Source organism: Paenibacillus sp. FSL R7-0297, from assembly GCF_038009025.1.
Lineage (GTDB): Bacteria > Bacillota > Bacilli > Paenibacillales > Paenibacillaceae > Paenibacillus_AQ.
The window spans coordinates 3,062,409-3,078,129 of record NZ_JBBPAQ010000001.1; the positions used below are offsets into that span (position 1 = coordinate 3,062,409).

The window sequence follows — 15,721 nt, forward strand, 5'->3', positions numbered from 1 at the left end:
TTGTTTTCATTCCTTTACAAGGTAGTTTCATCCGGTACTTTTCTTGCCGGGTTTCCTACAACTGTCTCAAAATCCGGCACATTTTTTGTCACAACGGCCCCTGCACCAACTACAGTATTCTTACCTATAATGATGGCAGGTAACAATGATGCATTATTGCCTATTTTTGCTCCTTCCTTAATATAAGGACCTCTCAATGTATATTCTTTTGCTCCCATATATTTATCATTGGACATGGAAACGCAGGGACCAATGAAGACGTGATCTTCAATCGTAGTATCTGCCGTAACATAAGCTAAGGTTTGGATGGTGCAATGCGAACCAATGGATGTATTTAATTCAACCATGGCACCTCGACCTATGACAGTATTCGCTCCAATCCGTACTTTTTCACGGATACTTGCTTGATCCCCGATGAATGCTTCTTCAGAGATTATAGTTCCCGTGTAAATCGAAACATGATTTCCTATTTTGACATTAGATTTGATCTCAAGTGGAGGTAAAGTAGTCTCCGTTTTTCGCATATTTGCATTTCCACCGGGATAAACCCCGATAATACAATGAGATCCTATCGTTACGTTATCCCCAATTCGGGTATTTCCCAAAATAGCCGTATGATGCCCGATAGAAACGTTTTTCCCTAATACGACATCCTCCTGAATTACGACCATTTCACCTATATTTGCATTCTCTCTAAATCTATCAATCATTTGTATCCCTCTTTTTGGTATCAAATTAAAAAAATGTAACTCCACTTTCTTATATCAATTGTGAGTACCTAAGATACCCTTAATCATATTTACTAACTCTAAGGCGCGTACCGTCGCTGAATGTTTTGTATGAACCATTCTATAACCCTCATTTGCCATCTTTGCCCGTTCTTGATCATGGGTTAAATAGAACTCAATCTTCTCCATGAAATTCTTTTCATTAATAGAGGCAAAGTGTACATCCGGTATAAATCCTATATCCTCTAGCTCTTGTAAGGGGGGCGCAAGCAAAAGAGTGTTGCAAGCCGGAACTTCAAAATACTTTGCTAATGGATAATGGAAAGTTGAATCACATGTTAAAAATAATTTTGCTCGATTAATTTCCTTAGCATATTTTTCTCCTATAATAATATTTTTTCTGGTTTCATCCTGGTTTTCGTAACCAGGGTGTGGATGATAAACAAAAAAAGGCTTATCTATTAAAGCATCATACATGACTTTTCTTAACGGATAATACCGCCTTGCTACCCCCATCATTAAACAATCGATGTCTTTAGGTAACCCATAATCTTTAAAGACCTCTTCATTGGCAAAGTGAGGCAGCCACCTCATTCTTTGGAGATATTTGGGATACCTATTTATAAAGTAATCTCGACAAAGTGTAAAAATATATGGAACCTGATTCTGCTCAATAAAAAGGATACGTTCTTGCACGAGTCGATGAAGATCATACATGAAAACACCGAATGGGATATTAAGAGAGGAGAGTCCGGTGATGACGGGAGAACGATTGTCGACCGGATCATTGATCAATATAAAATCCGGCCTAAACCTGATATGATTCAGGATATTTTGAATATCCCCTGGCTCACTCCATAGCACTAAATCGCTTACCTTAGACAATGCCTGAGAGAGATAATATGGATGTTTTTCCGTCTTTTTGGAAAAATCACGGCTAATATATAATATCTTGAGTTTTTCCATAAGCTACTCCTTTCAAATTAGTCAATACAATCCACTCATGAAAAATCCATCTACAAGTTTCAAAATTATAGTATGCATTGGATGTTTAACATTCCATAGACATGAATGGAATTTCCGATAAAACACATTTTTAATGCCTCATACATTAATATAACTAATCGAATTTCAAGGAGGGTGTAATAATGACAATCAGACCCATTGTTATCTTAGGTACAGGTGGAAACTGTATTGATATTTTGGATACAATAAATGACATTAATGCTATTCAATTAAAATATGAATGTGTCGGATTTCTTGATGATAACCCAGATCATTGGGGACAAAGGATTGCGGGGTTACCCATTCTTGGCCCGCTTCCCACTGCCATAGATCTTCCTTCATCGCATTTTTTTGTGAACGGTATAGGAAGTCCCCGGAATTTTTGGGAAAAAGAATCTATTATAGCAAAGACGAAAGTCGGTATCGAAAAATTCGAAACTATTATTCATCCTACTGCCCATATATCAAACATGTCTGATATTGGTCGGGGGACGGTTATTTTCCAGAATGTCACGATCACATCAAATGTTAAAATTGGTGATCATGTAATCATCCTTCCAAATACAGTGATAAGTCACGATGATGTTATCGGCGATTACTCCTGTATTGCAGGTGGAGTTTGTATTTCCGGGGTTGTTGCAATTGGTAAATCATGCTATATAGGAACAAATAGCTCAATAAAACAAAATGTATCCATAGGTGATTTTTCACTTGTTGGGATGAATAGTGCCGTTTTGCGTGATGTTCCGAAAAACAATGTAGTTGTTGGTAACCCAGCAAAATTTTTAAGATATACCCGCTGATGTGGCCGGGGGGGATACAATCAGTAGCCTTTTTTTTCAAATGAAGTGACAATGATTAAATTTGAGACATAAGTTAATTGAGGATGTGAGTGGAAAATCTAAGAACGAGTGAGTAAACAAGAGTATTTATTATTTTATAGTGGGAGGAAAGGAGGGGATATAATTTTGTTGAAAATAGTTAGCGTAATTGACCAGATCGGTTCAGATATAGATTATCTAGCTAATGGTTTATTGCCCTATATGGATCGCTATGATTACCAAGTTTTCGATGTACATCCTACAACCCCAAGTACTTCTCAACTTATGCGATTCGAAAAATACGGTAAGGATGCAGACATTATTGATTTTCAACATCCTCATACTGCGCTTTTGCTATTAAACAGGTATTCCTGGCTTTCAGAAAAGAAAAAAATATTAACCAACCATATTCCTGATGATCTAAATAACAGTCAATATAGCATGTTTGATAAAGTAGTCTATTCAAATAAAACGATGCAAAGAAGAATACGTGGCAGCGTGTTTATTTCTTTAACAGTGGATACTAATTTCTGGACTTTTAATGACAAGTGGACGAAGAATAAAAATTTGATTATGGTTACCGATGAAATAAAGCAAGAAAAGGGAGTTTTTGAAGTAGCAGTTGCATGCCGTAACCTTGGGCTAAACCTTTTATTGGTTGGTCGAAAATCGGATGAAAGCTATTTAACTAAAGTGTTAGAAACTGGAAGTGTTACTTACCGACAAGAGATGAGTAAGGAAGAACTTCAACAATTGTATTATCAATCTACCTTATTCGTTTGTAATTCGGATGAAAGTGAGATTGGACCTGTTTCCATATTAGAGGCCATGATCTCTGGGGTGCCCATTCTTTCCCGTTTAGTCGGACATGTGCCAGAACTTAACAAAAAGAATTGTATGCGATTATTAGAGTCTCCATTAAATGATGTCGCTTCATTGACAAATGCTATTGAGAATCTTCTGAGCAACGAGCAAGAGCTCTTAATTATGCGCGAGAGAGCTTGGCAAATTGGCTCAAAACAAGCAGACGAACGCAGAGCATACAATTATCAAAAGCTTTACCGTTCCCTTTTTCCTGGAACCCCAGTCTCTGTAATTGTAACAATTTATGAATATAATCATACAATACTTAATTGTTTACAATCTATTGCTGCCCAAGATTATGTTAATAAAGAGTTAATTATCTGTGATGACAATCCGAATAGTGAAAATCAGTCAGTAATAGAGGAATTTGCACGTTCAGTCTCTTTTCCAGTTGTATATCGAAACACATCCCGAAAGGAAAATGATTATGGGCTAGCTAGAGCTCGTAATGTAGGGATCATAGAGGCAAGTGGTGATATTTTAGTATTTTGCGATCAGCGTATAAGTATGCATTCCAATGCTATTAGTGAATTTGTCAAAAATCTAATGCCTAAAAAATGGTTATTTGGTACAAAAGGAACAATAAAAGGATTTGTTGAGAACTTCTCCTGTGTTTACCGAAATGATCTAATAAAAGCTGGCATGTTCTGTGAGCGTGTTGATGAATATGGTGGGGCAACACAAGAAATATTTAAACGCACTTATTCACAGGGGTTTAAGCATGAACTAATTCCAACTGCTAATTCAACTTTTATTGTTGATTCATTAAGTCTTTCAAAAAGACGTCCAGATATTATTAAAATGCGAAATCGCTTATATAGAATGAACTTTTAGTCTTTAAAAGGGAGAAAAAATAGAGGTAGAGGTGAGATTATTGGAAAGTGGTAATTTAAACAGATCTCATACTATAGATGTAATAGTCTGCGTATATAACGCGTTGGAGTATGTCAAATTGTGCTTAGAATCCTTGATAGCCAAAAAAACCATTCCATTCAATTTAATTATTGTGGATAGTGGGAGTGAAAAAGAAACAAAAGACTATTTAGCTTCTTTCGCAAATAAATATGATTGTAAATTAAAAACTAATCACTCAAAGACTGATTACACAATTGCATCAAATCAAGGACTGAAATTGTCTACATCAAAATATTGTGTGTTATTAAATAGTGACACAATTGTATCTATTCATTGGTTAGAAAAACTGATGGATTGTATGGAATCTGAAAGCAGTACAGGGATTGTTGGACCTTTATCCAATTCGGCCAGCTATCAGTCAGTACCTAAGGATGTTAATGGAAATGGAGGCACGGTAAACGAATTAGAGAAATTAGGCGGTAAAGAGCTAACCATTGAACAAATGGCATATTTTATAGAACAACAATCAAAAAAAATATTTCCGGTTGTTAATCAAGTGAATGGGTTTTGTTATATGATTAACCGTTCCGTCATTGAAAAAATAGGTGATCAGGATGAAATAAACTTTCCTTGCTATGGGGGAGAGGATGATTATTGTATTCGGGCAGTCAATGCAGGGTTTAAACTAAAGGTTGCCGATGATTGCTATATTTATCATTATAAATCCAAAAGTTATATTACTGAAGAAAAAAACGAGAAAAGGAAAAATGCAGGGAGACTTCTACGGGAAAAACATACACCAACAATTGTTAAACATCATTACACTGAAATAAAAAATAACATTGAACTTGCAAGAATAAGGGAAGAAATTGATCTAGCGCTAACTAATAGCAGTTGTATGTATGATTACAATAGGGCTATTTTGCTTTTCTGCTCTGATCCGGAAAAAAATAGCGATCTTGAAACGATGATAAAAGAAACCAAAAGAATGTATAAAGATAATATACTTCTAAAATTGGCTGTACCTTTTCATTTTAAAGAATATCTTACAAAAATATATCCACATCAAGCAGTTCATTTTATATTTTACGAAAATAAAAGTGAATTGATTCGAATTAGTCAGCATTTTGATACCGTAATTGCCGCTGATTTAAAAGCTAATGATACTTTACGGCAAATTGCAGCAAATTATGACCATATTAAAGATGTTTATTATACCGTAGAAAAACATTGAATTTTTAGAAACCCTTCGAAAATAATGATATCCCTTTATTAAGAAAGGTCACATCAAAAGGAAAGCCGATGATTATTTCAACAGGGATGGTATTGGATCCGAAAGAAAGCAAAGTACGAAGAAGCCCCTTGGTATGCCCTCAATATCCATGTACATATGGATGTTGGGGCTTTTTTCTGCTTGCAGCCCGATTGTTCCCCTGATTTGCATAAGGCATATGCCTTCCGGATCAAAGTTTAATAGGTTATTGCTGCTTAATATGTACCCAAGCTCTTTCATAGTTTGTGCATAAAATATATATATATATCATTTGCACCAAGTCTCGCAGTTTGCTAATTTAATGAGTAGGGGGACGTTTATGAAAGGACTAATCTTGTGCGCCGGCCGGGGGACGAGACTGCAGCCTTCGACTTATACCAAACCAAAGTGCATGCTGCCTGTTAACGGGGAGTATATTCTTGTCTCAATTATAAAAAAACTTGTTGCGGCCGGAATTTCCGATATTGGAGTCGTAGTGAACCCTTCTCAAGGAGAGATCCGGGAAATGATTGGGGATGGGGAGCGGTGGAACGCCTCTTTAACCTTTCTGCTGCAAAAAGAAGCTAAGGGACTGGCGGATGCGGTCAAAAGCGCGCGGCCTTTTGTGGAGGATTCCATTTTTTTATTGATGCTTGGCGATAATTTGTATGAGGGTGATATAAAGCCATTAATCCGATCACTGGACGCAGATAAGGCTGCGGCGTCGATACTGCTTCAGCAGGTTAAGGAACCTGGTCAATTTGGAGTTGCCGTCATTAATGATGGGCAAATTGTCAATCTGGAAGAGAAGCCCCGCTATCCCAAATCCAATTTGGCTATTGTCGGCGTGTATGCTCTTACTGCAGCTATCTGGGCGGTAATAGACAGGCTAGTGCCTTCCCCGCGAGGAGAATACGAGATGACGGATGCCATCCAAATGTTAATTTCAGAGGGCGGGCATGTTGCGTACAGCATAACGACCGCAGCGTTTTTTGATATCGGGACCCACGAACGCTGGCTTGAAGCGAACCGCTACAAGATGGATCGAGATACACAGAACTTTGCGGATCCATCCTGCATTCACAGGTCTGTTCTATGGATTCCTCCAGTTAGGGTTGATCCGACCGCAAGCGTAACGAACAGTGTAATTGGGCCTTATGTGTATATTGGTCCGAATTGCGTGGTTGAAGATAGCATTCTGACCAATAGCATTTTGACCGATCAGGTTAAATTGTCCCATATTCATGCGGAGGGAAGTGTTTTTGGATCATATGTTCATCTGGCTGAACAAGAAATTCAGGAGCAGCCAGCCCGTCATATCCTAGGCGATCATGCGACGGTCACAAGAATCTAAGCTGACTTGCAGAACGATTCAAAATAAATAGAATACGTACTAGGAAATAGTCCACTCCAGTCACCAGGGTAAACATACCTTTTAAGGGTAGGTGGTCCTTGAGAAATAATTGAGCTGGTTTTGACGATTAAGAATAAAGGAAGGAGTTATACGGAACATGCGGGTGTTGTTCTTGCATCAGTCTTTTACAATACCCAGCAATCGATCAATGTGCACATTGTGCATGGCTTAGCTCCGAAATACTATGACCTGCTTTTGGGAAAACCAATGAAAAAAGATTTGAAAAGCTGGGAGCAGTTATTATAGTGAATCTTGACAATTTGATCGAAAAAGTCTATAACTATAGCATATATCCCATTGAACAGAACTTCGATGACGGGACAAGTACGATAAGGTAACGTTCTCCAGAGAGTCGGTGTTTGCTGCGAGCCGATCGTTCACGCCTTGCCGGAAGATCCTCCCCTAGAAGCTAAGCTGAAGCGTATATGCATACGTGTGTAAGCTATGCCGTCTGCCGGACGTTATCCCGGACCCGTGTGGCATTTCTGCATGCGGAACTGAGATTGTACTGAATACACTCCCCTTAAGGATGTGCGTGAGGTGCAGAATTAGGGTGGTATCGCGAGCGCTGTCTCGCCCCTGTGGGGGCGGGATGGCGCTCATTTGTGTTTACATCCCCCTAAATCCCCCTTTCCAAGGGGGACCCCAAGGGCTGGCCGCCCTCTAGACACCTGCAACAAGTGCTCCGAATGGGGAGTGACGATGGCGGAAGGGGAAGGATTACTGCGGCGGAGGGCGCGGCCCTTCTTAGGCTGCCCTGACGGGTACGCCTGCGGGGCCTCAACTACACCGACAGACCCCGGGCCGGTAGCTTGAGGTAGAGCGTGCCGCTTGCGGCGTAAGCGGGCATTACAACAAAATTAACTTACCAAACCCCTTTCCCCTGGAGATCGACAAACTTTCCGGGTGTCCAGAGGGCGGAGCCCTTGGGGCCCTCCCTTGGCGAAGGGAGGGTTTGGGAGGGATCGAAAAGCTTTGAAAGGTTTTGATAGGTTTGAAAGCTTTTAAAGAAGGCTCGGATGAAATCCGAATAAGGTTTAAAGACTAAACGGAAGGATTGACCATCATGCATAAAGTAGATGTCAAAGAAAAAGCACGGGCCAGAGATGTCCGGATATTGAAGAAATGGAGCGACGAGAATACGTTCCGCAGATCCATGGAGAACCGCGAGGGAAGCCCGAACTATGTGTTCTATGAAGGACCTCCGACGGCGAACGGCGTGCCGCATATCGGGCATGTGCTGGGCCGGGTCATCAAGGACTTCGTTGGACGTTACCAGACGATGAAAGGCTTCCGTGTGATCCGCAAAGCGGGCTGGGATACCCACGGCCTGCCGGTTGAACTCGGTGTGCAGAAGAAGCTTGGAATCTCCGGCAAACAGGATATTGAAGAATACGGCGTGGAGAAGTTCATCAAGGAATGTAAGGAAAGTGTATTCGGCTATGAGAAGCAGTGGCGTGAGTTCACCGAAGCGATCGGCTACTGGACGGACCTGGATAACCCTTACGTTACGCTGGATAACACCTACATCGAGAGTGTGTGGAATATCCTCGCTACAGTACATGACAAAGGCTTAATGTACCGCGGACACCGCGTCAGCCCGTACTGCCCGAGCTGTCAGACGACACTGAGCTCCCATGAAGTGGCGCAGGGCTACAAGACAGTCAAGGATCTGAGTGCTACAGCTAAGTTCAAGCTGGACGGCAGCGGCGATTATGTGCTGGCCTGGACGACCACGCCTTGGACACTACCGGCGCATATGGCGCTGGCAATGAACCCGAATATGGAATATGTGCGTGCCCAGCAGGAAGACGGCGTATATGTACTGGCCAAGAATCTCGTGGATGAGGTGCTCAAAGGCGAGTATACGATCCTGTCCACCCATACAGGTGCGGACTTTATCGGCCAGAGCTACACTCCGCCGTTCGATTATATTAAGGCAGAGAAGCATAATGTGATCGTAGGCGCATCGTTTGTTACAGATTCCAGCGGTACCGGGATCGTGCATATGGCTCCGGCACATGGTGAAGATGACTACAAGAGCTGCCGCGAGAATGGCATCAGCTTCGTCAACGTGGTGGATACCTCCGGTAAATATACCGGTGTAGTGAGCGATTTTGCCGGACGGTTCGTCAAAGACGTCGACCTCGATATCGTGAAGGTATTGTCCGAACGTGGACTGCTCTACAGTAAAGAAAAATACGAGCACAGCTATCCGTTCTGCTGGCGCTGCGATACTCCGCTGCTCTATTATGCAACAGACAGCTGGTTCATCCAGACGACAGCGATCAAGGATCAGCTGATCGCCAACAATAACAGTGTGAACTGGTATCCGGACCATGTGCGTGAAGGCCGCTTCGGCAAGTTCCTGGAGGAGCTGGTGGACTGGAATATCAGCCGTAACCGCTACTGGGGCACGCCGCTGAATGTCTGGGTCTGCCAGGACACCGGCAAGGAATTCGCACCGCATAGTATCGCTGAACTAAGATCGATGGCGATCGGCGAAGTAGCAGAGGATATCGAGCTGCATAAGCCGTATGTGGACAACATCAAGCTGCGGAGTCCCTTCAGTGAAGGCGGCGTAATGGTGCGCACACCGGAAGTCATCGACGTATGGTTCGACAGCGGCTCGATGCCGTTCGCCCAGAGTCACTATCCGTTTGAGAATGAGGACAGATTCGCAGACCAGTATCCGGCAGATATGATCTGTGAAGGGATTGACCAGACACGCGGCTGGTTCTACAGCCTGCTTGCCGTATCGACGCTGTTCACGGGCAAAGCGCCTTACAAAGCGGTAATCGCCCACGGTCATATTTTCGATGAGAACGGCCAGAAGATGTCCAAATCCAAAGGCAATGTCATCGACCCTTGGGAGATCATGAACGAATACGGCACCGACGCGTTCCGCTGGGCCATTCTGTCCGACAGTGCGCCATGGAACAACAAACGGTTCTCGCGCGGTCTGGTGGGAGAGACGAAGTCCAAGGTTGTGGATACGCTGGTTAACACGCATGCCTTCCTGACGTTGTATGCTGGTATCGACGGCTACGATCCTGCGGATCACCCGTTCAAGCTGCCTCGGCATAAGCTCGACCGCTGGATTCTGTCCCGATTGAACAGCCTGATCCTGCTGGTGGATAAAGGTCTTGCCGTTAACGATTTCGTGAATACGTCCAAAGCAATTGAGAATTTCGTGGATGAGCTGAGCAACTGGTACATCCGCCGTTCCCGTGACCGGTTCTGGGGCAGCGGGCTGGGCGAAGAGAAGCTGGATGCATACCGCACACTTACGCATGTACTGCTGACCACAGCTACGCTGATGGCACCTTTCACACCGATGCTGTCCGAGGATATCTTTACGAACCTGGGCGGAGGAGAAAGTGTGCATCTCGCAGATTATCCGGTAGCCGATGAAAGCCTGATCGATCTTGCACTGGAAAAGGATATGGAGAGCGCCAGAGGGATCGTGGAGCTGGCACGCAACGTGCGAAACGAGAGCGGCATCAAGACCCGCCAGCCTTTGTCTGAGCTGATCGCCTCGATTGACGATAACTTCAATGTGGCAGATTATGAAGAGCTGATCAAAGACGAAATCAATGTGAAGCATATTGTGATCGAGCACAGCGACAGCGGCTTTGTAGACTTCACCCTGAAGCTGAATCTGAAGGTCGCAGGCAAGAAATACGGCAAGAACGTTGGCTTCCTGCAGGGCTTCCTCAAAGCCATGGACAGTGACGCTACCCGCAAAACCGTACAGGACGGCGGACTCGCCATTGTATCGCCGGACGGGGAAGAGCTGCAGATCACATCCGAGGAGCTGCTGGTCGAGAAGCAGGCCAAACCGGGTTTTGCCTCGGCTTCCGGTTATGGACTGACGGTGGCGCTGAACACCGAAATCACACCGGAGCTGGTGCAGGAAGGCTGGGTACGCGAGGTGGTCCGTGCCGTGCAGGATTACCGTAAACGTCTGGATCTGCCGATCGACAAACGGATTGCTCTTACGCTGCATGTGGATGACGAGCTGAAGGCTGCGGTTACCGCATTCGAGCATATACTGCGCGAGAATGTACTGGTGACTACGGTTGATTTTGACGGAGACTATACCTATGAAACTGTGGATGCCGGCGGCAAGAGCATCGGAATTCATATCGGCGCTTAAGTAAAACCTGCACCCTGCATCACTTGTCCCTATATGGCATATACTAGCTGCAAAGAAAAGATTCTATGGGTTAGAATGCAAAATGACGAGCCCCGTGCTTAAAGAGAGAAGTCTCTTTAACCGGGCTCGTTTGCTTTGCGGGTCATAGAGATTCGAGGGAGGTGCCGAGGCATGGGCGGATGGAAAGATGGAGATACGGAGGGCGGGAAGCCGGAGAGGCCGGAAGGGCCGGGCAGAATTTCAATTCAGACCTCGGGAGTAGACAGCAGCATGGATACCGGTAAAGTACCGGAGGAGAAGCGCCAATTCCTGCATTCCGGGGAGCGTATACAGACACCATTTTCTTCTCAAAAGCCTGCAGCCGCGCTCGCAGCAGCCGGTGATCCGGCGGATCTGCCGCAGGAGGAAAAGCTGAACGCGCTGTACCGGATGACCACCCAGCTGGCCCAGCAGATGGAGAAATCGCGGATTGCAGAATATACGGAGCTGCTGCATTCGCCGTTCCGGCTGATATGGCTGAATATTTTTTCCGGAGTAGCCCGGGGGCTGGGGATTGCGCTCGGGTTTACTTTTTTTGCGGCGACGATTATTTATGTGCTTCAGGTGCTTGGGGCATTGAATCTGCCGATTATCGGGGACTATATTGCGGACATTGTGCGGATCGTGCAGCATCAGCTGGAGCTGAAGACCTTCTGACCCGGGTCCAAATTAAAAAAGAGCAGCACGGGGCTACTCCCTTTCTTTTTTGAGCGGGTCCAGCAGGTAGTCACCTTCCCCGTCGTCCATGTAATGGCGGTAGCTGTTGCCTTTGATGATGGTTAGATGATTTCCCGTAATGTCGGTAGCGACGAAATTCTCCCACGGCTCCACGAAGCCTTCGGTTTCGTCCGCTTCGATCTCCATATCATTGTAGGAGCTGATGTTGTTGCCTTCGGCCATGGCAGGGGAATCGGAATTGCCCCAGCTCTCTACAATCTGCCAGGCATCCTCCCCGTCGAAGCCGTTCTGGTCCTCCCGCTCATCCAGGCTGGTCCGTCCAAAAGGTGGTGACAACAGCTCCTCCTCCACCGGGCGTGTAAACGGAGCGCTCTGGCGTGGTGCATGCTCTTTGGTGTAGCGGGTGGATGGAATCGCGGCCAGACGTTCATAAGGAATCGGTTCGCCGCTGGCTATACAAATGCCATAGGTGCCTTCATCCATCGCCCGCAGCGCCGCTTCGATATCGTCCAGCTCATGCTCGTCCCGCTCCAGCAGGGAAATATCCATGGAACGGTTATATAGCTCGGTGGCGGCATCGCCGGGATGGTTGTCGATCTCGGACAGCTCTCCGGTAGTATCGCGCATAGCTTCCTGCAGTCCGTAATGCTCATTATTTTGCAGCCTGTGCTTGATGTCCTCCTGCTGCTGTAGCAGTAATGCGCGCAGCCCGGAGAGCTGGGTTGATGTCAGATGGCTCATTGCTGTGAGCTCCTTTCGGTGGCTTAATCCTCGCTGAAACGGTTCCGTCTTTATTAAGGAGGGCAAAGCCGTTTCCGCTTGTATAGCTTGGCCGCAGGGGCCCTTTTTTAGCGATGGAAAATAGTACCCGTACTTTGGAGGGTTTAGAGTGCCATGCAATGGACTGTATCTTGAGGCCTGTGCTACAATATACAAGTCTTTATACAGTATTCGTACCGCGGACCGCGGGAAAAATAAGAACGGAGTGACAACTTCTGTGGTGTACTTTCTGATTGCGCTAATTGTATTTTTGATTGACCAGGGTACCAAATATCTGATTGCTACCCGGCTGGAGATCGCAGAGCAGATTCCGGTTATAAAGGATTTCTTCATTATCACGTCCCACCGCAATCGTGGAGCCGCTTTCGGAATTCTTGAAGGACAACAGTGGTTCTTCATTGTAATTACGGTTATAGTTGTTGCCGGTATCGTCTGGTATCTGAACAAGGCCCGGAAGACCCGCAAATTGCTGCCTACGGCGTTGTCTCTGGTGCTTGGAGGAGCCATCGGAAACTTCATCGACCGGATTCTGAACGGTGAAGTTGTGGATTTCCTGATGTTCAATTTCGGCAGCTATACCTTCCCGATCTTCAACGTAGCCGATTCCTGCATCGTGGTAGGGGTAGCCCTGATCATTCTTGATACGCTGCTGGATGTGAAAGGCGAGCAGGAAGTCACCGAAGTTAAGGAGTCACAGGAAGTCAAAGAAGGGAATGAATGATTTTGAATAAAGACGTCAATGAGCAGGCGGTGTCTGGCGCCCTCGAAGAAGAAAGAGACGTCACCGAATGGATGGTTGCCGCGGAGAATGCCCGGGAACGGATTGATAAGTACATTACGGAGTCTTGGGAAGAAGAGGTTTCCCGCTCGCAGGTTCAGCTGTGGATCAGCGGCGGACATGTGACGGTGAACGGCGCGCCTGTCAAAGCAAACTACAAGCTGTATGAAGGCGATAAGGTGGCTGTTACGGTGCCGGAAGCCGAAGTTACGGATTTAATTGCGGAGAATATCCCGCTTGAGGTTGTATATGAAGACAGCGATGTTATCGTGGTGAATAAGCCGCGCGGTATGGTGGTGCATCCGGCAGTAGGACATCCCTCAGGCACCCTGGTCAATGCGCTGATGTATCATTGCAAGGACCTGTCAGGTATTAACGGCGAGATTCGTCCGGGCATTGTGCACCGTATCGACAAGGATACCTCCGGTCTGATTATGGCTGCTAAGAATGACGCCAGTCATGCTTCACTTGCCGCCCAACTGAAGGAGCACAGTGTAACCCGCCGCTACATCGCAGTGGTGCATGGCAATCTGTCTCATGATAAAGGCACAGTAGATGCCCCAATCGGCCGTGATCCGCATGACCGTAAGCTGTATATGGTCACTGAGAAGAACAGCAAACGTTCTGTGACGCATTTTACGGTGCTTGAGCGGTTCGGCGACTGTACGCTGCTTGAGCTGCAGCTGGAGACCGGACGGACGCATCAGATCCGTGTGCATATGAAGTTCATCGGCCATCCGCTGGTCGGCGATCCAATCTATGGACGCAGCAAAGGTACGACGATGACTGGACAGGCTCTGCATGCTGCTGTACTGGGATTTGTGCATCCTGCCACAGGAGAGTATAAGGAATTCAGCGCGCCGCTTCCGGCAGATATGGAAGAAGTGCTGTACACACTGCGCAGCAGATAAGTACAAATGAATAGATTATAAGTCCATGGCTTCTAAGGCAGCTTTGCTTCATATTTAGATCATGGATTCACAACAAAAGCCAGGAGATGAGACGAAGATTATGAGTATTGAACACTATCAGGATACATTCATTCAGACTAATTTTGCGGACCGCATCGGCGGCGCCGGATATGGCAAGGACACTTCCATCTACAAATTCGAGAAAATCAAACGCGCCAAAGCATCGGCGAAGCAGGATTTTCCTAACATTGAATTGATCGACATGGGCGTCGGTGAGCCGGACGAAATGGCGGATGAAGGCATTGTGGCAAGACTTGCCCTTGAAGCTGCCAAAGAAGAAAACCGCGGATATTCTGACAACGGGATTCCTGAATTCAAAGCGGCTGCTGCTGTTTATCTGAAGGAAGTGTTCCAGGTAGACGGCATCGACCCGGTAAATGAAATCGTACATTCCATCGGTTCGAAGCCTGCGCTGGCGATGATGCCGTCCGTCTTCATTAATCCGGGCGACATCACGATCATGACCGTTCCGGGTTATCCGGTGCTGGGCACCCACACCAAGTATTTGGGCGGACAAGTATTCTCCGTTGAGCTTAAGAAGGAGAATAACTTCCTGCCTGACCTGAACTCCATTCCGGAGGATGTAGCACACAAGGCGAAGCTGCTCTACCTGAACTATCCGAACAATCCTACAGGCGCAAGCGCAACTCCTGAATTTTTCAGCGAAGTAGTAGCCTGGGCGAAGAAATACGATGTAGTTGTTATCCATGACGCTCCTTATGCAGCACTGACGTATGATGGCGTGAAGCCGCTGAGCTTCCTGTCCGTACCTGGGGCCAAGGATGTCGGCGTGGAGCTGCACTCCCTGTCCAAGTCCTACAATATGACCGGCTGGAGAATCGGTTTCGTTGCCGGCAACCCGCTGATCGTTAAGGCTTTCAGTGATGTGAAGGACAACAATGACTCCGGCCAATTCATCGCGATTCAAAAAGCTGCCGCATACGGTCTGTCTCATCCAGAGATTACCGAAGCGATTGCTGCCAAATACTCCCGCCGCCACAACATGCTGGTGGATGCACTGAACAGCCTGGGCTTCAAGGCAGAGAAACCGAAGGGGTCCTTCTTCCTGTATGTAGCTGCTCCAAAAGGTGTCAAAGGCGGACGCCGCTTCGAATCCGGCGAGGACTTCTCGCAGTTCCTGATCCGCGAGAAGCTGATCTCCACCGTGCCTTGGGATGATGCCGGCGCGTTCGTGCGTTTCTCCGTGACTTTCGTCGCCAAAGGTGAAGAAGATGAGAAGCGTGTGATTTCTGAAATTCAAAGACGCCTTAGCGACGTTGAATTCGAATTTTAAGTTTGGTTGATGAGACCGCTGCAGAGGAATCTGCGGCGGCTTTTTATTATGGCAGCCGATCGCTCCCGAGCCTCACTATCCAC

General features: G+C 46.0%; 12 protein-coding genes. 9 read left to right on the forward strand and 3 right to left on the reverse strand.

All coding sequences use genetic code 11. The features are described from left to right. Positions 1–14 precede the first annotated feature (14 nt). Positions 15–710: an acyltransferase gene (locus MKZ24_RS13390; RefSeq protein ID WP_042238493.1), complete on the reverse strand. Its 696-nt coding sequence runs from the start codon at positions 708–710 to the stop codon at positions 15–17. 54 nt (positions 711–764) lie between these two features. Continuing rightward, complete coding sequence (locus tag MKZ24_RS13395; protein ID WP_042238492.1) at positions 765–1,694, reverse strand: glycosyltransferase family protein; 930 nt, start codon at positions 1,692–1,694, stop codon at positions 765–767. Between the two features lie 182 nt (positions 1,695–1,876). Between MKZ24_RS13395 and MKZ24_RS13400 the strand changes: the two genes are divergently transcribed. From MKZ24_RS13400 to MKZ24_RS13425, 6 genes are all read left to right on the forward strand, one after another. Then, positions 1,877–2,536, forward strand: a complete 660-nt coding sequence (locus tag MKZ24_RS13400; RefSeq protein WP_042238490.1) for an acetyltransferase — start codon at positions 1,877–1,879, stop codon at positions 2,534–2,536. 165 nt (positions 2,537–2,701) lie between these two features. Next, positions 2,702–4,252 (forward strand): glycosyltransferase, encoded by a 1,551-nt coding sequence (locus tag MKZ24_RS13405; RefSeq protein ID WP_042238488.1) that lies wholly within the window; start codon positions 2,702–2,704, stop codon positions 4,250–4,252. Between the two features lie 40 nt (positions 4,253–4,292). Then, positions 4,293–5,507, forward strand: coding sequence for a glycosyltransferase family 2 protein (locus MKZ24_RS13410; protein ID WP_052416662.1), 1,215 nt, complete (start codon positions 4,293–4,295; stop codon positions 5,505–5,507). A 358-nt stretch (positions 5,508–5,865) separates the two neighbouring features. Further along, entirely contained in the window at positions 5,866–6,879 is a 1,014-nt protein-coding gene (locus MKZ24_RS13415) for a sugar phosphate nucleotidyltransferase (protein ID WP_042238486.1), read from the forward strand. Between the two features lie 1,126 nt (positions 6,880–8,005). Further along, entirely contained in the window at positions 8,006–11,098 is a 3,093-nt protein-coding gene (gene ileS / locus MKZ24_RS13420; RefSeq protein WP_340783672.1) for an isoleucine--tRNA ligase, read from the forward strand. 393 nt (positions 11,099–11,491) lie between these two features. Then, positions 11,492–11,794, forward strand: coding sequence for a DUF5665 domain-containing protein (locus MKZ24_RS13425; protein ID WP_156123494.1), 303 nt, complete (start codon positions 11,492–11,494; stop codon positions 11,792–11,794). A 33-nt stretch (positions 11,795–11,827) separates the two neighbouring features. On the opposite strand, the gene MKZ24_RS13430 is transcribed toward MKZ24_RS13425, so the two are convergent. After that, positions 11,828–12,556 carry a TraR/DksA C4-type zinc finger protein gene (locus MKZ24_RS13430; RefSeq protein WP_042238479.1) on the reverse strand — a complete coding sequence of 243 codons (729 nt, stop codon included), beginning with the start codon at positions 12,554–12,556 and terminating at the stop codon, positions 11,828–11,830. Positions 12,557–12,812: 256 nt separating this feature from the next. On the opposite strand from MKZ24_RS13430, the gene lspA reads away from it, so the two are divergent. From lspA to MKZ24_RS13445, 3 genes are all read left to right on the forward strand, one after another. Beyond that, the gene (gene lspA, locus MKZ24_RS13435; RefSeq protein ID WP_042243176.1) at positions 12,813–13,316 is read left to right on the forward strand and encodes a signal peptidase II; all 504 of its coding nucleotides are present in this window, start codon (positions 12,813–12,815) and stop codon (positions 13,314–13,316) included. After that, positions 13,313–14,284 carry an RluA family pseudouridine synthase gene (locus MKZ24_RS13440; RefSeq protein ID WP_039304352.1) on the forward strand — a complete coding sequence of 324 codons (972 nt, stop codon included), beginning with the start codon at positions 13,313–13,315 and terminating at the stop codon, positions 14,282–14,284. Before lspA ends, MKZ24_RS13440 begins: the two co-directional genes overlap by 4 nt. A gap of 100 nt (positions 14,285–14,384) precedes the next feature. Beyond that, positions 14,385–15,638, forward strand: coding sequence for an LL-diaminopimelate aminotransferase (locus tag MKZ24_RS13445; RefSeq protein ID WP_042238477.1), 1,254 nt, complete (start codon positions 14,385–14,387; stop codon positions 15,636–15,638). Positions 15,639–15,721: the final 83 nt, after the last annotated feature.